Consider the following 19,663-nt stretch of genomic DNA (forward strand, 5'->3'; position numbering starts at 1 on the left):
CGGCGGGACTGGAGTGGATATGGTGAGGAAGGCTCTGCGCGGGGTCGGGCCCGGTTACCCGCAGATCGTGGTGCTGGTCGGCGCCACCGGCGACCTGTCCCGGCGCAAGCTGCTGCCCGGCCTGTTCCATCTGGCGAGCTCGGGCTTCATCCCCGGTTGCCGCGTCATCGGCGTGTCGCTCGACGACCTCGACGTCGACGGCTTCCGCACCCTCGCCCGCTCAGCGCTCGACCAGTTCTCCACTCGCAAGGTCGACGAGGCGCAGTGGGACGCCTTCGCCCAGGCGCTCGACTACGTGTCGCTGTCGGCCGGTGCCGGGGAGCTGCGCGCCGCCGTGAAGCGGGCCGAGGAGGGCTTCGTCGGGGAAACGCGCCTCATCCACTACCTCAGCGTGCCGCCCGAGGCGGCGCTGCCCGCCGTTCGCCTGCTGGCCGAGGCCGACCTCGTCGGGCGCTCGCGCATCATCATGGAGAAGCCCTTCGGCACCGACCTCGAGACCGCGGTGAAGCTGAACGAGGAGCTGCACGCGACCTTCGCCGAGGACCGCATCTTCCGCATCGACCACTTCCTCGGCAAGGAGCCGGCGCAGAACATCCTGGCCTTCCGCTTCGCCAACGGGCTGTTCGAGCCGATCTGGAACCGCAACTTCATCGACCACGTCCAGATCGACGTGCCGGAAACGCTGGGGCTGAACCAGCGCGCGCGCTTCTACGAGCAGACCGGCGCCTACCGCGACATGGTGGTGACCCACCTGTTCCAGATCCTCGGCTTCATGGCGATGGAGCCGCCGACCGCGCTGGAGCCCGCGCCGATCAGCGAGGAGAAGAACAAGGTGTTCCGCTCCATGCTGCCGATCGACCCGCACGACGTGGTGCGCGGCCAATATGTCGGCTACCGCACCGAGGCCGGCGTGGACCCCGAGTCCGAGACCGAGACCTTCATCGCGCTCAAGTGCTGGATCGACAACTGGCGCTGGGCCGGCGTGCCCTTCTTCCTGCGCACCGGCAAGCGGCTGGCCGAGGGCAGCCGCATCATCTCCATCGCGTTCCGCGAGCCGCCGAAGAGCATGTTTCCCGCCAATTCCGGCGTCGGCGCGCAGGGGCCGGACCACCTCACCTTCGACCTCGCCGACGCGTCCAAGGTGTCGCTGTCCTTCTACGGCAAGCGGCCCGGCCCCGGCATGCGGCTCGACAAGCTGAGCCTGCAGTTCTCCATGAGCGACACCGGCATGCAGGGCGACGTGCTGGAGGCCTACGAGCGGCTGATCCTCGACGCCATGCGGGGCGACCACACGCTGTTCACCACGGCCGAGGGCATCGAGCGGCTGTGGGAGATCTCCGAGCCGCTTCTTGAGAACCCGCCGCCGGTGCGGCTCTACCAGCCGGGCTCCTGGGGGCCGAAGTCCATCCACCAGCTCGTGGCGCCCCACGCCTGGCGCCTCCCTTTCGAGCGGGCGTGGCGGAGCACGAATCCGCCGCGGTGACGGACGACGGCGACGGGGAGGTGTCGGCGGGAACCCCGGCCGGCCGCGGCCGCTTTCCCCGGCATCCGCCCCGCCCCCGCGGGACGCGCTGAGACGGGACTGACGCACCTGCCATGTGGGCACCGGCCGACCTGTTCACGCCCGCCCTGGGCATCTTCCTGTTCCCCGTCAAGGGGATGATATCCTACTTCTACCAGCACCTCGGCGTGCTCGGGCTGACTCTGGTCGCCGTCGCGTTGCTGATCACCGCCGTGACCCTGGTCCAAAACCGCCGCGCCCGCCGGACCTGACGGCCGCTCCGGCGGGCGCCGCGGTTCTGGAAGCGCCGGGGAGGGCCGAGTGGGGGGACACGGCCTTCCCCGGACGGTCGCACCGCAGCGCGGGCGGGCCCGCGGCGCGACGATGCCACTATGGCGTGGGAATATGTCCCACATATGGCATGCGTCGTCGGGTTCCGATTGCACAAGGATTGTGCAGTGCGGAACCAAAGCATGGGCGCAGCGTTCGGTCGGCGGGCGTCACAAGGAGAGATTCATGCGCAACAAGATCATCGCCGCCGTCTTCGCCGCCGCGCTGGCGGCTCCGCTCGCCGCTCAGGCGCAGATCGTGAACGGGACGGTGAACGGCGCGGCGCGCGGCACCGCGGCGGGCGAGAACGCGGCCGGCCCGGTCGGCGGCGTGGTGGGTGGCGCGCTCGGCGCCGCGACCGGCGCCGTGACGGGCGCGGTCGGCACCGCCACGGGCATCGTGGGCGACATCTTCGGCGCCAACGAGCGCCCCCGCTTCCGCGAATACGTGGTGCGCGAGCACCGTCCGTCGTTCCGCTACGCCGAGCCGCTGCACGCCGGCGTGGTGCTGCCGCGCGAGGGCGTGACCTACTACGAGGTGCCGTCCGAATACGTCACCCACCCCGGCTACCGCTACACCGTGGTCAACGAGCGCCCCGTGATCGTCGACCCCGCCACGCGCAAGGTCGTCGAGGTCCTCGACTGATCCGGGCGACGGCCCGATCTGAACGGAGCGCCCCGGACCCCGTCCGGGGCGCTTCGCGTTTCAGCCGCGCCCGACGTAGGGCATGGCTGTGGCCAGGATGGTCATGGACTGGACGTTGGCGTCGAGCGGCAGCCCCGCCATGTAGACCACCGCCTCGGCGACGTGCTTCACGTCGAAGGTCGGCTCCGCCTTGATCGACAGGTCGGCCTGCAGCACGCCGCCCGGCATGCGCGACGCCATCGGGGTCAAGGTGTTGCCGATGTCGATCTGGCCGACCGCGATGTCGTATTTCCGCCCGTCGAGCGAGGCCGCGCGGGTCAGGCCCGCCACGGCGTGCTTGGAGGCCGTGTAGGGCGAGGAGTTCGGCCGCGGCACGGTGGCCGAGATCGAGCCGTTGTTGATGATGCGGCCGCCGCGCGGGCTCTGATCCTTCATGATGCGGAACGCTTCCTGGATGCACAGGAACACGCCCGTCACGTTGGTGTCGATGACGCTCCGCCACTGCTCGACCGCGAGGTCCTCGAGGTTGATCTGCGGCGCGTTCACCCCGGCGTTGTTGAACAGGAGGTCGAGCCGCCCGTGCTCCGCCTTGACGGCCGCGAAGAGCGCCCCCACCGAGGCCGGATCGGTGAGGTCCGAGGGGACGACGTGAGCCCGGCCGCCGATGATGTCCGCCACGCGGTCGAGCTGCTCGCGCCGGCGCCCGGTCAGCACCGTGGTGAAGCCCGCGCCCGCCAGGGCCACCGCCACGGCCTCGCCGATGCCCGACCCCGCGCCCGTCACGAGCGCGATCCCCTTGCCTGCCGCCATGGCGGTCCTCCCCCTCTTCGTCGCCGTCGATCCGTCGACGGCCCGTCACGCCGCACGAGCCGCGGCGCGCGTCCGCGCTCGCCCCCGGGGCCGGAACCCCGGCCTCCGGTCTCACGCGGCCCGCCGCGCCCGGCTTTCGGACCAGACCAGCGCCAGGCTGCCGGCCACGATGAGGGCAGCGCCCGCGAAGGTCCCGGGCCCGGGGACGTCGGCCCAGATCGCGTAGCCGTAGACCCCGGCCCACACAAGCCCGGTATATTCGACCGGCGCCAGGGCCGAGGCCGGGGCGTGTCGGAAGCCTTCGAGCAGCAGGAACTGGCCGAGCCCGCCCGCCGCGCCGAGGGCCAGCATGGCGGCGAGGTCGAAGGCGTCGGGCGTCCGCCACAGCCAGAGGAGCGGGACGATCCCGCCCAGCACGAAGATGCCGTTGGCGGACAGCATCTGCACGATCGTCGCGTCGGTGCGGCCGATCCAGCGCACCAGCACGGTCGAGGTGCCCCAGCAGGCCGCCGCCGCCAGCGCGGCCACGGCGGGCCAGGGCGTCAGGCCGGCCATCGGCCCCGCCGCGACGCTGACGCCGAAGAAGCCGGTGGCGACCGCGGCCCAGCGCGCCGGGCTGACGCGCTCCTTCAGCAGCAGCGCCGACAGGATCACGGCCAGCACGGGGGCGGCGAAATACAGCGTCGTGATGTCGGCCAGGGCGAGGTGGGCGGACGCCGAGTAGAACAGCCACCAGGCCAGGAGGACCAGGCTGCCCCGCAGCAGCAGCGCGGCCTTGTTGCGGCTCCGGGCGAGGCCGCGGAGCGCGCGCGGGCCCCGGCCCGCCGCCGCGATGAAGCCCAGGATGGCCAGCGACCTCACGCACAGGATCTCGGCCACGGGGTAGCGCACCACGAGCCATTTGACGGCCGCGTCCTGCGCGGAGAAGAGCGAGTAGCCGCCGAAGCCGAGCGCGAGGCCCTTCAGCACGGCGGGGGAGCGAGGCGCGGCGAGGCTCATCGAGGGACCGTCGCCCGGCGGGGTTCAGGCGGTGCCGAAGCTCCGCAGCGCGACCTCGCCGGCCTGGCGGGCGGCGAGCGGGGCCGGGAACCCTTCCTGGCTGCGCGCCACCACGATGGCACCGAAGCGGCGGATCTCCCAGCCGTAATCGTTGCCGCGCTCCGCTCCGCGCACCACGAACAGCGCGAGCATGTCGGACGGCGGCTTCGGCAGGGCGGCGATCTCGCGGCGGCGGGCCAGCGCGGCATCCCGCGCGGCGTCTGTGAAATAGCGCCGGCTCTTGGCGTGGCCCTGAAGCATGAGCGATCGTCCTCGTCGGCGTCTGCGATGGATTAACGAGGGTTGAACGCCTCGGCTCAGCAGCGGGTTCGCCTCCGGCAGGCAAGAAAATGAGAAATCACTTAGCTAAATCGCGACTGTTCGCGAGACCTTCGCGTCGATGTGAGCCCAAAAGCAGCGAAGGCCGGCGCGGTGGCGCCGGAGATGCTTCGAAACGGCCGGGGGAAACCGGATGAACTCTTCTCGTCCTCATCCGGTGTCTCTTTGTCGCAGCGGGCGACCTTTCTCCGGCGGTCAGCCGATGAGGCGGCGGATGCGGCCGGCGAGGTCGTCGATGGCGAAAGGCTTGGTCAGCACCTCCATGCCGGGCTCGAGGTGTCCGCCGCCCACCACGGCGTTCTCGGCGTAGCCGGTGATGAACAGCACCTTGAGGTCCGGCCGCAGCGCCCGCGCCGCGTCCGCCACCTGCCGGCCGTTCATGCCGCCGGGCAGGCCGACGTCGGTGACCAGCAGGTCGACGCGGTCGGCGTTCTGCAGCGCGCGCAGCCCCGAGGGGCCGTCCTCGGCCTCGATGGCGGCGTAGCCGAGGTCCGACAGCACGTCGGCGACCAGCATCCGCACCGTCGGCTCGTCGTCCACCACCAGCACGGTTTCGCCCGCGACGGCGCGGGGCGTGTCGCCGTCGCGGCGGCTCCCGTCGTCGTGGTGCTCGCCGTCGCCGTAGTGGCGGGGCAGGTAGATGCACACCATGGTGCCGAGGCCCATCTCGGAATAGATGCGCGCCTGCCCGCCCGACTGGCGGGCGAAGCCGTAGATCATCGACAGGCCGAGGCCCGTGCCCTGGCCGAGCGGCTTCGTGGTGAAGAACGGGTCGAAGGCGCGGGCGATCACGTCGGCCGGCATGCCGGTGCCGGTGTCGGACACGCAGATCGACAGGTACTGGCCCGGCGCGAGGTCCCGCTCGCGCGCGCCGCGCTCGTCCATCCAGCGGTTGCCGGTCTCCACGGTCAGGCGGCCGCCGTCCGGCATGGCGTCGCGGGCGTTGATGGCGAGGTTGAGCAGCGCGTTCTCGAGCTGGTTGGGGTCGACCAGCGCGGTCCACAGCCCGACCGTGCCGACCACCTCCAGCGTGATGCCCGGACCCACGGTGCGGCGGATCAGGTCCGCCATGTCGCCGACGAGACGGTTCACGTCCGTGGGCCGGGGGTCCAGCGTCTGCCGGCGCGAGAAGGCGAGCAGCCGGTGGGTGAGGGCGGCGGCGCGCTTGGCCGCGCCCTGGGCCGCCACGACGTAGCGCTCGACGTCGCCGGTGCGGCCCTGGCGCACGCGCGTGCCCAGCATCTCCAGGCTGCCCGAGATGCCGGCGAGCAGGTTGTTGAAGTCGTGGGCGAGGCCGCCGGTGAGCTGGCCCACCGCCTCCATCTTCTGCGACTGGCGCAGGCGCTCCTCGGCCTGGTTGAGGGCTTCGGCCTGCTCCCGCTCCGCCGTGACGTCGCGGCCGATCGCCACGATCGTCGCGCCGTCCGGCACCGCCGTCCAGCTGATCCAGCGATAGCTGCCGTCGCGGTGGCGGTAGCGGTTCTCGAAGCGGCGCAGGACGCGCCCGTCGTTCAGGGCCTCGACGCCCTCGGCGGTGTGGTGGAGGTCGTCCGGGTGGATGAAGGCCGTCATCCGGTGGCCGACGAGGTCCACCTGATGCCAGCCCAGCACGGCCGCCCAGGCCGGGTTGGCCGAGGTGATGGTCGTGTCGAGCCCCGCCACAACGATGAGGTCGGTGGAGAGCTGCCACAGCCTGTTGCGGTCCGCGGTCCGCTCCAGCACCTGCTGTTCCAGCGACTGGGTCAGCTCCAGCAGGGCGGCCTCGGCGCGCCGCCGCTCGATGGCGACGCGGGTCCGCTCCGCGATGGCGCGCACGATGGACAGCTCGTCCTCGGTCCAGGCGCGCGGCAACGGGTCGTGGAGCAGGAACAGCGCCACGAGGCCCGACGCCTGGGTGACGGGCAGGTTCAGCAGGGCGCGGATGCCGATGCGCCCGAACATCGCCGCCTTGTCGGCGGTGCGCGGATCCGCCTCGGCGTCGTCGATGACGACCATCTCGCCCCGCCGGAGGTCGTCGATGAAGGAGCCGTAGTCGCGAAAGCGGTGCGTCCCGGCGATGCCGGCGACGCCCGGCGCGGTCCACTCCTCGGCGATGTCGATGGTTTCCCCCACGAGGTCGACGATGCCGTAGCCGGCCCGCGCGGCGCCGAGCGTGCGGCCGAGGATCTCCAGCGCCGCGCGGGCGAGCGCGCCCGCGTCGTCGAGGTCGCGGATGGCGTCGCCGAGCTGCACCATCGCGGCCTTGAACAGGTCGTCCCGCCGGCGGGCCGTGACGTCGAGCGACACGCCCGCCATGCGCAGGGCCCGTCCGGTCTCGTCGCGGGTGACGCGGGCGCGCATGTTCACCCAGCGGATCGCGCCGCCGGGCGCGAGGACGCGGTATTCCACGTCGAAGTCCTCGCCGCCCCCGATGCTGCGGTCGAGCGCCGCGCGCCGCTTCGCCCGGTCGTCCGGGTGGATGCTCCCTTCGAGGTCGCGGATCGTGAAGGGCTGGGCGCGGTCGCGCCCGAAGTTCTCCTTGGTGATGCCGGACGCCGTCAGCTCGCCCGTGCGGAGGTCCTGCTCCCAGATGCCGAGCCGCCCCGCCTCGGCGGCGAAGTGGAGGCGGGCGGTGTTCTCCTCCTCGGTGTGGAGGCGGTCCGACACCTCGGCCATCAGGGCGGCGTTGTGGCTCTCGAGGTTCTCGAGCTTCTCGCGCTCGATGGTGACGTCCACCTGGCTCGCGAAAAAGTAGGCCACCTCGCCCGCCGCGTCGCGCACCGGCGCCATGAGCAGCCGGTTCCAGAACGGCTGGCCGGACTTGCGGTAGTTGAGGATGTCGAGGTGGATGGACTCGCGCTTCGCCACCGCGGCGCGGATCAGCGCCACCGTGGCGCGGTCCGTGTCCGGGCCCTGCAGGAAGCGGCAGTTGCGGCCGAGGATCTCCTCGCGCGGGTAGCCGGCGAGGCGGCAGAAGGCGTCGTTGACGAAGACGATGGGGTTGTCGGGCAGCCGCGGGTCGGAGATCGCCATGGGCATGCGGGTGGCCCGCACGGCCGCCGCGAAGGGGTCGGTGCCGTCGTCGAGCCCCGCGATCTCCTCGACCACGCGGGCCGCGTCGCGCGCCCGGCCGGCCACGGCGAAGCGCTGCAGGCGGGCGTTCTCGGCTTCCAGCTCCGCCACGCGCCGCCGCAGGCCGTCGATCTCGGCGTCAGACATGCCGGCCGCCCCGCGAAACGGTCCGCATCGCCCGGCCGGCGCGGATCCCGGTGGCGCTCAGGGTGGAGGACAACATATGTGACCCTACCAAGGCGGCTCCCGGCTGTCACGCCGAGCGGCCTCCGCTGCGTCAAGCGCGGCTGAGCTTGGCCGGGCGGCCCAAGACGGGATGAACATGGGGCGGATCGCGATCCTGGCCGTCGTCGTCGCCCTCGCCGCCCCGGCGCGGGCGGGCGACGTCGTCGCGCCCGCCCCCGGCGGCACGGTCCGGGTCGGCGTGCCGGCCGGCCCCGACCCGGTCGCGGGCTTCGACCGCAGCCTGTTCGCCGAGGTGTCGCGCGAGGCGGGGCTCGGCGCGGTCTTCGAGGTGATGCCGCCCGAGGCGGCGCCGGCCGCGCTCGACGCGGGGCGGATCGACGTCGCGGCCGGACCCTTCCCGTTCGACCGGGCCGCGGGGCGCCTCGCGCTCGGGCCCGTCGCGACCGACGGCGACGCGCTGCTGAAGCGGCGGGGCGACGGCAGCCTCGGCCTCCCCGCACAGGCGGCCGGCAAGGTCCTCGGCCTCCTCGGGCCGGCGCCGTCCCTGCCGCGGCTCCGGGCCGAGGTCGCGATGCTCCGGGCGCGGGCCGCCGCGCCGCCGCGGGCCTTCGCCGATCCCTTGCGCGACCTCGCGGCCGGGCGGGTCGCGGCCCTCGTCGGCGAGCTGCCCGACGTCGCCGCGGCCGCGCTGGCGCGGCCCGACGGCTTCGAGGTGGTGGGGCCTGCCTTCGGCCGCACGCGCCCGACCGTGTCCCTGATCCGGGCAGACCGGCCCGACCTCGCCGCGCGGCTCGACGCGGCGCTCGCCCGCATGCGGGCGGACGGGCGCCTCGCCGCCGTGCAGCGCCGCTGGTTCGGCCTCGCCGACCCGCCCGCGGCTCAGCCCGTCGCGACCGCGAAGCCGTAGCGGCCCGAGCCGAGGTCGAAGCCGGCCGAGCGCCGCCCGCCGTGGACGAGCAGGCGGTCCGGCTCGGCGGGCGCGCCGTCGCGCGTGAGCCGTGCGCCCTCCGGAAAGGGCAGCACCAGCATGCCGGCGGTGTTGGCCGGCAGCTCGACCTCGTAGGCCGTGGCGGCCGGCCCCTGGCGCCAGGACGAGCGCACCCAGCCGCGCGGCGAGCGGTAGGCGGCGCGGCAGCGCTCCACGCCGGGCCCCGGCACCGGGGCGAGCCGCAGCCGCGCGAAGGCAGAGCCGTCGTCGGCGATGCCGGCCATGTCGGCCATCAGCCATTCGCCGACCGAGCCCAGCGCGTAATGGTTGAAGCTGTTCATGCGCGCGGACTGGAACCCCTTCTCGGCCGTCCAGCCGTCCCAGCGCTCCCACACGGTCGTGGCGCCCTGGCGGACGGGGTAGAACCAGGACGGGCAACCCTCGTTCAGCAGCAGGCGGTAGGCCAGCTCCGCGTGGCCGTGGCGCGTCAGCACCGGCAGGATCAGCCGCACGCCGAGGAAGCCCGTCGACAGCCGCGTGCCGCGCCGCTCGATGTTGGACACGAGGTGGCGCACCGCGGCCGCGACCCTGTCGTCCGGCACCAGCCCGACCGACAGCGCCAGCAGGTAGCCCGTCTGGGTGCCGCCCTCGAGCCGGCCCGCCGGCGTCATGAAGGTGGCCCCGAAGGCGGCCCTGACCTCGGCGAAGAGCGCGCGGAAGCGCGCCGCGTCCCCGGCCTCGCCGAGCACCTCCGCGGCTTCGGCGGTCAGGGAGGCGATCAGCGCGTGGTAGGCGGTGGCGACGAGCGGCTTCGGCGCGGTCTCGCCGGCCGACAGCCAGTCGCCGAAGTTCCAGCCGCATCTCTTCGTGCGGATGCGGTCCGGGTTCTGGCGCGACACGAGGTCGGTCCAGTCCCGCATGGCGGGGTAGCATCGTTCGAGCAGGCGCCGGTCGCCGTAGCGGCGGTAGAGCGTCATCGGCACGATCACGCCGGCGTCGCCCCAGGCCGGGCCGCCGTCCGGCCCGTGCGGCCCGCGCGGCGCGACGTCCGGGAAGGCGCCCTCGGCCGAGCGCGCGTCGAGCACGTCGTCGGCCCACTTCGCCATGAAGCCCTGCACGTCCATGAGGTAGGCGGCGGTGGGCAGGAACACGCCGACGTCGGCCATCCAGCCGAGCCGCTCGTCGCGCTGCGGGCAGTCGGTCGGGATCGAGACGAAATTGCCGCGCTGGCTCCACAGCACGTTGTCGCGCAGGCGGTCGAGCGTCGGGTTCGACGTTTCCCATTCCGACGTCTCGTCGAGGTCGCTGCCCACCACCTCGCCCACCACCGCTCCGGGCGCGGGCGGCGCGTCGAGGCCGGAGATGCCGACGTAGCGGAAGCCATGCAGCGTGAAGAGCGGCGCGTGGCTCGCGGCGGCGCCGTCCGACACGTAGCGGTCCTCGGCCGCGGCGCTGCGCAGGTTGGCGCGGTAGAGCGAGCCGTCCGGGTCGAGCATCTCGGCGTGCTGCAGCGTCACGACCCGCCCCGGCGGCAGGGCCGGCAGGGCGATCCGCACGCGCCCGACCATGTTCTGGCCGAGGTCGACCACATGCGTGCCGTCCGGCGCGCGGGTGACCGCCACCGGCCGCAGCCGCCGCGTCACCCGCACCGGCGGGGCGCGGCTCGCGCGGCAGGCGGCCTCCGTGCCCGCGCCGAGGCCGGCCGGCGCCCATCCGGCGTCGTCGAAGCCCGGCGCGTCCCAGCCCGGCACCGCGAGGCGCGCGTCGAAGAGCTCGCCCTTGAGGAGGTCCGAATAGACCCGCGCGCCGCGGCCGGCGCGCCAGCTCGCGTCGGTCGCGATCGACGCGGCCGTGCCGTCGGCGAAGTCGAGCGCCAGCCGGGCGCGGAACTGCGGCTCGGTGCCGTAGATGTGGCGCGGCCGGTGCGGGTAGAAGCCGAGGTAGCCGCTGTACCAGCCCTCGCCGAGCAGCGCGCCGAGCACGTTGGTGCCCTCGCGGACCAGCCCGGTGACGTCGTAGACCTGGTAGTCGAGGCGCTTGGCGTAGTCGGTCCAGCCCGGCGACAGCAGCGCGTCGCCGGCGGCCTCGCCGTTCAGCCGCGCCTCGTAGACGCCGAGCGCGGTCGCGTAGAGCCGGGCGCGGACGACGGGCCTGTCGACGCGGAAGTTGCGGCGCAGGTGCGCGACGGCCCGCGCGCGGTGGGGGTTGGCGTAGGGCCTGTCGGCCTCGTCGGGGAAGAAGCGCCGCGGCGCCGGCACGCCTATGATCCAGTCCGACCCCCAGGGCTCGTCGAGGAGCCCCGTCTCGAACCATCCGGGGGCCGCGAAGGCGGAGGCGCGGCCGGCCTCGTCCCAGGCGCGCAGCGTCCAATGATAGCGGGTGCGCGGGCGGAGCGGGGCGCCCGCGTAGACGATGTCGCGCGTGTCGGGCGAGGCGACGCGCCCGCTCGCCCAGCTCAGGCCGTCGGTGCCGGCCAGGGCCGCGGGGTCTTCGGCGACGCGGATCTCGTAGGCGGTCTGCCGCCGGTCGCGCCCGCCGCCCTCGACGATCCAGCCGAGGCGGGGGGCGGGCTCGTCGAGGCCGAGCGGGTCATGCAGGTGTTCGCAGGTGAGGAGGACGGGGCGGAGCGGGTCCAGGCGTGTCCTCCTGCGGCTTCAACGGAGGCCGGGCAGCATCCGGGACAGCACGCTATCGCGCTTGATCATTTGATGCCACAGCACCGCGGCGACGTGCAGCCCCACCACGGCGTAGATGGCCCAGGCGCCCCAGTAGTGGAGCTCCTCGCCGACGCGCGACGACGCCTTGTCGAGCGGGATCAGGCGCGGCCACTGGAAGAGCCAGAAGAACGGCAGCGAATAGCCGCCGGCGGCGGAGTTCCAGTAGCCGGTGAGCGGCAGGAACAGCATCAGCGCATAGAGGCCGAGGTGGCCGGCCGCCGCGGCGGCGTGGTTGAGCCGGCCCATCCGCTCGGCGTAGGGCGGCGCCGCCACCGCGAGCCGGTAGCCGATGCGCAGGACGACCAGCACCAGCGCGGTCATGCCGAGCGACTTGTGCCACTCCAGGAGGAAGCGCCGCGTGGCCTGTCCGGGCGGCTGGTAGGCGCAGTAGAGGCCGATCAGCATGGCGGCGACGATGACCGCGGCCATGCTCCAGTGGAACGCGCGCTGGGTCCGGTCGTAGTGGGTCGGGGCCGCGGCGGGGCGGTCGTCGGCGGCGGAAAGGTCGAGGGTCGTCATCGCGGGTCCGCGGGTTCGGCGCGGCCCCGGGCGGGCCGCCGCCGGGGGCATCCCGGCGCGGGCGGGCGGAATTGCGGCCAATCGTCCGACGAATGATTGCGGGCGCGATTCGGGCGGCGCGTGTGTCTTCCTGATCGACGTCCGTGCCGCTCGTCCCCGCCTGCGCGGGGATGAGCGGCACGGAGAGGGCGGAAGAGTGCGTCTCACCCCGCCGGCCGCACCGCCCCCGGCACGACCTCGAAGCGCTCCGCGTCGCGCAGCTCGGCGAAGAGCGCCGGGTCGGCGCCCGTCATGAAGACGTGGCCGCCGAGCGCCTGGAGCTCGGCGTAGAGCGCTTCCCGCCGCAGGGGATCGAAATGCGCCGCGATCTCGTCGAGCAGCACGAGGGGCGCGATGCCGCTCATCGCCGCGACGAGCCGCGCCGAGGCCAGCACCAGGCCCACCAGCAGCGCCTTCTGCTCGCCGGTCGAGGAGCGCGCCGCTTCCGCGTCCTTCGGGCCGTGGCGCACCGCGAGGTCGCTGAGGTGCGGGCCGATCGAGGTACGGCCGGCCGCGGCGTCTCGCGCGCGGGTCTCGCGCAGCATCGCGCGGTAGCGGTCCTCGGCGTCGAGCGCCGGGTGGTTGGCCACCAGCGCCTCGACGCCGCCCACCACCGACACGTCGGCCCAAGGGAAGGGCGAGGCGGGGTCGCGGTGCACGGCGATCAGCGCGGCGAGCCGCGTCACCGTCTCGTGGCGCGCCGCCGCCACGGCCACGCCGAGCGACGCCACCTCGCGCTCGGCGGCCTCGGCCCAGGCGGCGTCGAGCCGGCCCGACTGGCGGCCCTCGTCCAGCACGCGGTTGCGGTTGCGCAGCGCGCGCTCCAGCGCGGACACGCGGGTGCCGTGCTCGCTGTCCACCGTCAGCACGATGCGGTCGAGGAAGCGGCGCCGCTCGGACGACGGCCCGGCGAAGAGCCCGTCCATGGCGGGCGTCAGCCACACCACGCGCAGGTGGTCGGCGAAGCCCTTGGCGGAAGGCACGGCGGCGCGGTCGATGCGGCAGCGCCGCGCCGCGGAGGTGACGCCGTCCGGCGGCTCCAGCCCGGTGCCGAGCTGCACGGCCTCGACGGCCTGGCCGGCGTCCTCGACGTGCACCGACGCGGCCCAGCCGCCGTTGCCCGCGTCGCGCGCGCATTCGGCCAGCTCGGCGCGGCGGAAGCCCCGGCCGGGCGTGAAGAACGACAGCGCTTCGAGCAGGTTGGTCTTGCCCGCGCCGTTGTGCCCGGCTAGCACCACCGGGGCGCCGCCGAGCTTGAGGTCGAGCGCCGGGTAGGAGCGGTAGTCGCCGAGCACCAGCCGCCGGACCCGCGGGCGGCGGTCCGTGGTCACCGCGAGGCCTCGCTCACCCCTTCACCCCCGAAGGCTTCACGCCCATGCCCCGCAGCGTTTCCTCGACGGTCGGCAGGATGTTGTCGACGATCACCTTCACGCCCGCGGCGTTGGGGTGGAGGCCGTCGGGCAGGTGCAGCTCGGGGTGGCCGATGATCCCCGCGAGGAAGAACGGGTAGAGCGGCACGCCGTCCCGCCTGGCGAGCGACGGGTAGATGGCGGCGAAGCGCTCGCGGTAGCCCCCGTCGAGCTCGGTCGCGGCATACATGCCGGCCAGCAGCACCTTGATGTGCCGCTTCTGCAGGCCCGCGACGATGTCGCCGAGGTTCTTGGCCGTCACGGCGGTGTCGACGCCGCGCAGCATGTCGTTGGCGCCGAGCTCCACGATCGCGAGGTCGGTCCCGTCCGGCACCGACCAGTCGAGCCGCTCGAGCCCGCCCTGCGTGGTGTCGCCCGACACGGCCGCGTTGCTGACCGTCACGTCGTAGCCGTCGCGGCGCAGGGCGGCCTCCAGCACGGCCGGGAAGGCCGCGTCGGCGGGGAGCTGGTAGCCGGCCGACAGGCTGTCGCCGAAGGCCGCGATCGTCGTCGCCGCGAAGGCCGGCGCCGCCGATGCGACCAACAGGCTGGCCGTGGCCGACTGACAGAGCCGGCGGACGAGCCCATATGGGTGGAGCCGCCGGGCGCGGAGCTTCGAGGGTCTGTGATGGTTCAAGCTGCGATCTCGCTCGACGGCGTCCACGTGAGTCTGGGGCGTGCGGCGGCGCGAGTCCATATCCTGAAGGGGATCGACCTCGCCGTCGCCAAGGGCGAGGCGGTGGGGCTCACCGGCCCGTCCGGCTCCGGCAAGTCGACGCTGCTGAGCGTGCTGGCCGGGCTGGAGCGGCCGGAGCGCGGCGCCGTCACGGTGGACGGCACCCGCATCGACGGGCTCGACGAGGATCGGCTCGCGCGCTTCCGCGGCCGCCACATCGGCATCGTGTTCCAGAGCTTCCACCTCATCCCCACCATGACGGCGCTGGAGAACGTCGCCGTGCCGCTGGAGCTGGCCGGCCGCGCCGACGCCTTCTCGCGCGCCGCGGCGGAGCTGACGGGCGTCGGCCTCGGCGAGCGGCTCGGGCACTACCCGTCGCAGCTGTCGGGCGGCGAGCAGCAGCGCGTGGCGCTGGCCCGCGCGCTCGCGCCCGACCCCGCCATCCTCGTGGCCGACGAGCCCACCGGCAACCTCGACGAGTCGACGGGCCGCGCCATCATGGACCTGATCTTCGCGACGAAGCGCGAGCGCGGCGCGACCCTGGTGCTGGTCACCCACGACCCCGGCCTCGCGGCGCGCTGCGACCGCACCGTGCGGATCCGCTCGGGCGTGGTCGAGTCCGACACCGCCCGGGCTGCGGCCGGAGCCGCCGCTTGAGCGCGCGGGCGGAGGCCGCCGCGGCCGCGCGCCGGGGCGGCCCGGCCGGGCCGCGCGGCCCCATCGCGCTGCGCCTCGCCTGGCGCGACCTGCGCGGCGGCCTCGGTGGCTACTGGATCTTTCTCGTGTGCATCGCGCTCGGCGTCGCCGCCATCGCGGGGGTGGGCTCGGTGGCGGGCAGCCTGTCGGCCGGGCTCGGCCGCGAGGGCCGCACGATGCTGGGCGGCGACGCCGCCTTCTCCACCGTGTCGCAGCCGCTGACCGCGCCCGAGCGCGGCTGGCTCGAAGCGCGCGGGCGGCTCAGCCAGGTCGTCACCCTGCGCTCCATGGCGCGGGCCGGGGATCAGGCGAGCCTCGTCGACGTCAAGGCGGTCGACGCCGCCTATCCGACGGCGGGCCGCGTCGACCTCGACCCGCCGGGCCCGCTCGACGCCGCCCTCGCCCCGCGGGACGGCCGCCCCGGCCTCGCCGCCGACGCCGCGCTGGCGGACCGGCTCGGCGTCGAGGTCGGCGACGCGGTGAAGATCGGCGCGGGCGACTTCACCCTGCGCGCGGTCATCCGCTCGGAGCCCGACCGGCTCGCCGGCGGCATCGCCTTCGCGCCCGGCGTGCTGATGGACCGGGCGGGGCTCGACGCGACGGGGCTGATCCAGCCGGGCAGCCTCGCCAAGTTCACGGCGCGGCTCGACATCGGCGGCCCCGCCGACGACGCCGCCCTGTCGCGCCTCGTGGCGGACGCGCGCGCGGCCTTCCCCGAGGCCGGCTGGGAGATCAAGACGCGCAACAACGTGTCCCCCGAGTTCGACCGCAACCTCGGCCGCTTCACCCAGTTCCTGACCCTCATCGGCCTCACCGCGCTGGTGGTCGGCGGCGTCGGCGTCGCCAACGCCGTGAAGGCCGCGATGGAGCGCAAGCGCGCGAGCCTCGCCGTCCTGAAGGCGCTCGGCGCGCCGGGCGGCTCCGTCTTCGCCATGGGCCTCGCCCAGGTGATGCTGGTGGCCCTGTTCGGCGTGCTGGCCGGCGTCGCGGTCGGGGCCGCGCTGCCCTACGCCGCGGTGGCGGGCTTCGGCGCGCTGATCCCGCTGCCGATGGTGGCGGGAATCCACCCCGGCGCGCTGGCCTTGGGCGCGCTCTACGGCTTCCTCACCGCGCTGGTGTTCTCGCTGCCGACGCTCGGCCGCGTGCACGACGTGCCGGTGTCGGCGCTGTTCCGCGACGCGGTCGAGCCCGACCCCGGCCGGCTGCGCCCCGCCTACCTCGCCGCGCTCCTGCTCGCCGCGGCGGCGCTGGCGGGCTGCGCGATCCTGTTCTCGGAGGACCACCGGCTCGCCGCCTACGACGTCGGGGCGACGCTCGCGGTCTTCGCGCTGCTGCGCCTCGTCGCCTTCGGCTTCATGGCCGCGGCCCGCGCCCTGCCGCGGCCCCGCAGCGTCCCGCTGCGCCTCGCGCTCGGCAACATCCACCGGCCGGGCGCGCTCACCGGCGCCGTGGTGCTGTCGCTCGGCCTCGGCCTGACGCTCCTGGTCACGCTGGCGCTGATCGACAGCAACATCCAGCGCCAGATCACCGAGGCGCGGCCCGGCGTCACCCCGTCGTTCTTCTTCGCCGACGTGCCGAACCGCGAGGCCCCGGACTTCCTGGCCTTCGTCAGGAGGGACGCGCCCGCGGCGGTGCTGGAAGACGTGCCGATCCTGCGCGGCCGCATCACCGCGGTGGACGGCGTGCCGGCCGACAAGGTCCACGCCAGGCAGGGCGCCAACTGGGTGCTGGAGGGCGATCGCGGCATCACCTTCGCGACCGAGCCGCCGAAGGGCAGCCGCGTGGTCGAGGGCGCGTGGTGGCCGAAGGACTATGCGGGGCCGCCCCTCGTGTCCTTCGACCGCGAGCTCGCCGACGGCATCGGCCTCAAGCTCGGGCAGAGCGTCACCGTCAACGTGCTCGGCCGGCCCGTCACGGCCAAGGTGGCGAACCTGCGCAAGGTGGATTGGCAGAACCTCGGCATCAACTTCGTGATGGTGTTCTCGCCCGACGCCTTCCGCGGCGCGCCCTACATGGTGCTCGCCACCGCGGGCTTCCCGACCGACGATCCCGCGCGCGACGCGCGGCTCGCCCGCGACATCGCGCGCGACTACCCCGCCGTCACCACCGTGCGGGTGCGCGACGTGCTGGTGGCCGTGAACGACTTCGTGGGCAAGCTCGGCACGGCCACGCGCGCGGCCTCGGCCGTGACGATCCTGTCCTCCGTGCTGGTGCTGTCCGGCGCGCTGGCGGCGGGGCGGCGGGCGCGGGTCTACGACGCCGTGATGCTGAAGGTGCTGGGCGCCACGCGGCGGCGGCTGCTGCTCGCCTTCGTGCTCGAATACGGCATGCTCGGGCTCGGCACGGCGCTGTTCGGCGTTCTGGCCGGGACAGTGGCGGCCTGGGGCGTGGTGAGCCGCGTGATGGGCTTCGACTTCGCCTTCGCCTGGGCGCCGGCCGTCGAGGCCGCGGCGGCGGCGCTGGTCGTCACAGTGGGCCTGGGGCTGCTCGGCACCTGGCGCATCCTCGGGCAGAAGCCGGCGAGCTACCTGCGCGAGCTGTGACGGGCCGGGCGCCCGCGCCCACCCGCCGCACGGCGACGCGGCGCGGGCGGCGATCCGCGCCCGCGCTCGAACGTTGACGGGGGAAGGTGCACCCATCCCCCCGAGATCCCCGATGTTCACGAGATCCCTCCTGGCCGCCGCCGGCCTCCTGGCCTCAGGCCTGCTCACCCCCGCCGCGATGGCGCAGCTCGCGCCCTCGCCGCAGTACGACCAGCTCGGCGCCGCGCGGGCGCGGGGCGAGAACCCCTACTACCACGTCAACCGCTACGGCTACGGCAACTACGTCCAGGGGCCGAACGGCGCCTACGGCGGCTACCCGGCCGGCAGCCCGGGGGCGATCATGCTCCAGAACGAGCACGACCGGAAATGCCGCTACGTGCCCGAGTCCTGCTGAGGGGGGAGCGGTTGCGGGCGCGGCCGAAACGGGGCAGACCGGGGGCCTGCCCGGAGCGCCCCCGATGACCTCGCCCGTCCGTCCCCTGCCGCAGAAGACCATCGGCGTGCTCGGCGGCATGAGCGACGCCGCGACCGCCGACTATTACCGCCTCATCAACGCGCGGCTGAACGCTCACCACGGCGGCTGGGACAATGCCGAGGTGATCGTCGTCTCGGTCAACTTCGGCAACATCCAGCATTTCGTCCGCAACGGCCTGTGGGACGAGGCGCGCGCCTACCTGGCCGAGAAGGTCGACCGGCTGGAGGGGGCGCGCGTCGACGTGGTGGTCTGCGCCACCAACACCATGCACCGCGTGGTGGCGCCCATCATGGCCGAGCGCTCCACGCCCTTCATCCACATCGTCGACCCGACCGGCGCGGCGATTCGCGCCGCGGGCCTGCGCCGCGTGGCCCTGCTCGGCACCGCGCCCACCATGTGCTCGGCCGAGATGGCGCGGCGCTACGCGGAGAAGTTCGGCGTCGAGGTGATGGCGCCGGCGGAGGCCGACATCGCCGCCGTGGACCGCATCATCTTCGACGAGCTCGTGCGGAGCGACATCCGCCCTTCGTCGCGCGCCGAATACCTGCGCGTGATCGACGCGCTCAGGGCCGCGGGCGCCGAGGGCGTGATCCTCGGCTGCACGGAGATCTGCCTCCTGATCGGCCAGGGCGACCTGCCGGGCTTCCCCGTCTTCGACACGACGGCTCTGCACGTCGAGGCGGCGGTGGACTACGCGCTCGGGCGCATGCCCGCCGCCTGACGCCCCAGCACGGCCCGCTCGACGCCGCCGAGGTCGGCCCGCGTCGCGACATCGGCCAGCCCGGCCGCGCGCATCAACCCGGCCACATCCCCGTCCTGCCCCCGGCCGACCTCGAAGCAGGCGACGCCGCCCTTCGCCAGCAGGCGCGGCAGGTCCGCGGCGAGGACGCGGTAGCAGTCGAGCCCGTCGGCGCCCCCGTCGAGCGCCGCGAGCGGATCGTGCTCGCGCACGTCGCGGTCGAGTTCCGGGATGATGGCGCTCTCGATGTAGGGCGGGTTCGACACGACGGTGTCGAACCCGCCGGCGAGCGCCACGGCCCAGTCGCCCTGGACGACGAGGCTGCGCGGCGCGAGCCCGCAGGCGTCGAGGTTGCCCCGCGCCACGGCGCAGGCGGCGGCGGAGCGGTCGACGGCCCAGCCGGAGGCGCGCGGCAGTTCGCTCAGCAGGGCGCACAGGATCGCGCCCGAGCCGGTGCCGAGGTCGAGCAGGCGCAGCGGCTCGCCGCGGCGGGGGCCGAGCGCGTCGAGCACGGCGGCCACGACCGTCTCCGTGTCGGGGCGGGGGTCGAGCACGTCGGGGGTGACGCGCAGCGTCAGGCCCCAGAAGTCGCGCCGTCCAAGGATGCGCGACACGGGCTCGCGCGCCGCGCGGCGCGCGACGAAGCCGTCGAGGCGCTCCGTGGCGTCGCGGGGCAGGGCTCGGCCGGGGTCGAGGATCAGGGCGAGCCGGTCGAGCCCGGCCGCGGCGAGCAGCAGGATGCGCGCGTCGACCTCGGGGTCGGGCACACCGGCCGACGCGAGGGCGCGGGTGGCGGCGCGGAGCGCGGCGGTGAGGGTGGTCATTCGACGACGACCTCTGCGGTCCATCGCGCCCTTCTCCCCTGCGGGGAGAAGGTGGCCGGCGGCGAAGCCGCGAAGGCCGGATGAGGGGAGGACAGCTGCGGGCGTGGCGCCTGTCCACCCCTCATCCGGCGCTTCGCGCCACCTTCTCCCCAATGGGGAGAAGGACACGGCCGGCGTCGCGCGATGCTTGTCAGCGTC

17 protein-coding genes and 1 pseudogene are annotated in these 19,663 nt (G+C 74.2%); 8 read left to right on the forward strand and 10 right to left on the reverse strand.

Going from position 1 to position 19,663, the window contains the following annotated elements:
* Window positions 1-19: 19 nt before the first annotated feature.
* The 3 genes from zwf to L7N97_RS17090 all read left to right on the forward strand — a co-directional run bounded on the left by zwf (window position 20) and on the right by L7N97_RS17090 (window position 2,476).
* Window positions 20-1,483 carry a glucose-6-phosphate dehydrogenase gene (gene zwf, locus L7N97_RS17080; RefSeq protein WP_255721683.1) on the forward strand — a complete coding sequence of 488 codons (1,464 nt, stop codon included), beginning with the start codon at window positions 20-22 and terminating at the stop codon, window positions 1,481-1,483.
* Window positions 1,484-1,596: 113 nt separating this feature from the next.
* The gene (locus tag L7N97_RS17085) at window positions 1,597-1,773 is read left to right on the forward strand and encodes a hypothetical protein (RefSeq protein WP_237479503.1); all 177 of its coding nucleotides are present in this window, start codon (window positions 1,597-1,599) and stop codon (window positions 1,771-1,773) included.
* Between the two features lie 244 nt (window positions 1,774-2,017).
* The gene (locus L7N97_RS17090; RefSeq protein ID WP_237479504.1) at window positions 2,018-2,476 is read left to right on the forward strand and encodes a DUF1236 domain-containing protein; all 459 of its coding nucleotides are present in this window, start codon (window positions 2,018-2,020) and stop codon (window positions 2,474-2,476) included.
* Between the two features lie 60 nt (window positions 2,477-2,536).
* Here L7N97_RS17090 and L7N97_RS17095 read toward each other — a convergent pair whose 3' ends face one another.
* From L7N97_RS17095 to L7N97_RS17110, 4 genes are all read right to left on the reverse strand, one after another.
* A complete protein-coding gene (locus L7N97_RS17095; protein ID WP_237479505.1) occupies window positions 2,537-3,286 on the reverse strand; it encodes an SDR family oxidoreductase in 750 nt (249 codons plus the stop codon).
* Window positions 3,287-3,397: 111 nt separating this feature from the next.
* On the reverse strand, window positions 3,398-4,285 hold the full coding sequence (locus tag L7N97_RS17100; protein WP_237479506.1) for a DMT family transporter: 888 nt from the start codon (window positions 4,283-4,285) through the stop codon (window positions 3,398-3,400).
* 24 nt (window positions 4,286-4,309) lie between these two features.
* Window positions 4,310-4,585, reverse strand: coding sequence for a hypothetical protein (locus L7N97_RS17105; protein WP_237479507.1), 276 nt, complete (start codon window positions 4,583-4,585; stop codon window positions 4,310-4,312).
* A gap of 273 nt (window positions 4,586-4,858) precedes the next feature.
* Window positions 4,859-7,861, reverse strand: a complete 3,003-nt coding sequence (locus L7N97_RS17110; RefSeq protein WP_237479508.1) for a PAS domain-containing protein — start codon at window positions 7,859-7,861, stop codon at window positions 4,859-4,861.
* 175 nt (window positions 7,862-8,036) lie between these two features.
* Here L7N97_RS17110 and L7N97_RS17115 point away from each other — a divergent pair, with 175 nt between their 5' ends.
* Entirely contained in the window at window positions 8,037-8,807 is a 771-nt protein-coding gene (locus L7N97_RS17115) for a transporter substrate-binding domain-containing protein (protein WP_237479509.1), read from the forward strand.
* Here L7N97_RS17115 and L7N97_RS17120 read toward each other — a convergent pair.
* The 5 genes and pseudogenes from L7N97_RS17120 to L7N97_RS17135 form a co-directional block, all read right to left on the reverse strand.
* Window positions 8,780-11,086, reverse strand: a complete 2,307-nt coding sequence (locus tag L7N97_RS17120; protein WP_237479510.1) for an alpha-L-rhamnosidase — start codon at window positions 11,084-11,086, stop codon at window positions 8,780-8,782. The genes L7N97_RS17115 and L7N97_RS17120 overlap by 28 nt on opposite strands.
* Window positions 11,087-11,128: 42 nt before the next feature.
* Window positions 11,129-11,464: pseudogene (locus L7N97_RS30665) on the reverse strand (glycoside hydrolase family 78 protein); the annotation flags it as partial.
* Window positions 11,465-11,482: 18 nt separating this feature from the next.
* Window positions 11,483-12,064 (reverse strand): cytochrome b, encoded by a 582-nt coding sequence (locus L7N97_RS17125; protein ID WP_237479511.1) that lies wholly within the window; start codon window positions 12,062-12,064, stop codon window positions 11,483-11,485.
* 203 nt (window positions 12,065-12,267) lie between these two features.
* On the reverse strand, window positions 12,268-13,434 hold the full coding sequence (gene recF, locus L7N97_RS17130; RefSeq protein WP_237479512.1) for a DNA replication/repair protein RecF: 1,167 nt from the start codon (window positions 13,432-13,434) through the stop codon (window positions 12,268-12,270).
* A gap of 13 nt (window positions 13,435-13,447) precedes the next feature.
* Window positions 13,448-14,149 carry an arylesterase gene (locus L7N97_RS17135; RefSeq protein ID WP_428981000.1) on the reverse strand — a complete coding sequence of 234 codons (702 nt, stop codon included), beginning with the start codon at window positions 14,147-14,149 and terminating at the stop codon, window positions 13,448-13,450.
* Here L7N97_RS17135 and L7N97_RS17140 point away from each other — a divergent pair.
* From L7N97_RS17140 to L7N97_RS17155, 4 genes are all read left to right on the forward strand, one after another.
* Window positions 14,141-14,845 (forward strand): ABC transporter ATP-binding protein, encoded by a 705-nt coding sequence (locus L7N97_RS17140; RefSeq protein ID WP_237479513.1) that lies wholly within the window; start codon window positions 14,141-14,143, stop codon window positions 14,843-14,845. The two genes, L7N97_RS17135 and L7N97_RS17140, sit on opposite strands and share 9 nt — an antisense overlap.
* Entirely contained in the window at window positions 14,842-17,427 is a 2,586-nt protein-coding gene (locus L7N97_RS17145) for an ABC transporter permease (RefSeq protein WP_237479514.1), read from the forward strand. The genes L7N97_RS17140 and L7N97_RS17145 overlap by 4 nt, the downstream gene beginning before the upstream one ends.
* Window positions 17,428-17,539: 112 nt before the next feature.
* Complete coding sequence (locus L7N97_RS17150; RefSeq protein WP_237479515.1) at window positions 17,540-17,821, forward strand: hypothetical protein; 282 nt, start codon at window positions 17,540-17,542, stop codon at window positions 17,819-17,821.
* A gap of 64 nt (window positions 17,822-17,885) precedes the next feature.
* Entirely contained in the window at window positions 17,886-18,623 is a 738-nt protein-coding gene (locus tag L7N97_RS17155; protein WP_237479516.1) for an aspartate/glutamate racemase family protein, read from the forward strand.
* Here the strand turns inward: L7N97_RS17155 and prmC are convergent.
* Window positions 18,593-19,465 (reverse strand): peptide chain release factor N(5)-glutamine methyltransferase, encoded by an 873-nt coding sequence (prmC, locus tag L7N97_RS17160; protein WP_237479517.1) that lies wholly within the window; start codon window positions 19,463-19,465, stop codon window positions 18,593-18,595. The two genes, L7N97_RS17155 and prmC, sit on opposite strands and share 31 nt — an antisense overlap.
* Window positions 19,466-19,663: the final 198 nt, after the last annotated feature.

It is taken from the genome of Lichenibacterium dinghuense (assembly GCF_021730615.1).
Lineage (GTDB): Bacteria > Pseudomonadota > Alphaproteobacteria > Rhizobiales > Beijerinckiaceae > Lichenihabitans > Lichenihabitans dinghuensis.

Coding starts and splice junctions, on each gene's coding strand:
- L7N97_RS17150 (WP_237479515.1), top strand. CDS start 17,540: ATGTTCACGAGATCCCTCCTGGCCGCCGCCGGCCTCCTGGCCTCAGGC.
- L7N97_RS17110 (WP_237479508.1), bottom strand. CDS start 7,861: ATGTCTGACGCCGAGATCGACGGCCTGCGGCGGCGCGTGGCGGAGCTG.
- L7N97_RS17095 (WP_237479505.1), bottom strand. CDS start 3,286: ATGGCGGCAGGCAAGGGGATCGCGCTCGTGACGGGCGCGGGGTCGGGC.
- prmC (WP_237479517.1), bottom strand. CDS start 19,465: ATGACCACCCTCACCGCCGCGCTCCGCGCCGCCACCCGCGCCCTCGCG.
- L7N97_RS17090 (WP_237479504.1), top strand. CDS start 2,018: ATGCGCAACAAGATCATCGCCGCCGTCTTCGCCGCCGCGCTGGCGGCT.
- L7N97_RS17155 (WP_237479516.1), top strand. CDS start 17,886: ATGACCTCGCCCGTCCGTCCCCTGCCGCAGAAGACCATCGGCGTGCTC.
- L7N97_RS17140 (WP_237479513.1), top strand. CDS start 14,141: ATGGTTCAAGCTGCGATCTCGCTCGACGGCGTCCACGTGAGTCTGGGG.
- L7N97_RS17125 (WP_237479511.1), bottom strand. CDS start 12,064: ATGACGACCCTCGACCTTTCCGCCGCCGACGACCGCCCCGCCGCGGCC.
- L7N97_RS17115 (WP_237479509.1), top strand. CDS start 8,037: ATGGGGCGGATCGCGATCCTGGCCGTCGTCGTCGCCCTCGCCGCCCCG.
- L7N97_RS17085 (WP_237479503.1), top strand. CDS start 1,597: ATGTGGGCACCGGCCGACCTGTTCACGCCCGCCCTGGGCATCTTCCTG.
- zwf (WP_255721683.1), top strand. CDS start 20: ATGGTGAGGAAGGCTCTGCGCGGGGTCGGGCCCGGTTACCCGCAGATC.
- L7N97_RS17105 (WP_237479507.1), bottom strand. CDS start 4,585: ATGCTTCAGGGCCACGCCAAGAGCCGGCGCTATTTCACAGACGCCGCG.
- L7N97_RS17100 (WP_237479506.1), bottom strand. CDS start 4,285: ATGAGCCTCGCCGCGCCTCGCTCCCCCGCCGTGCTGAAGGGCCTCGCG.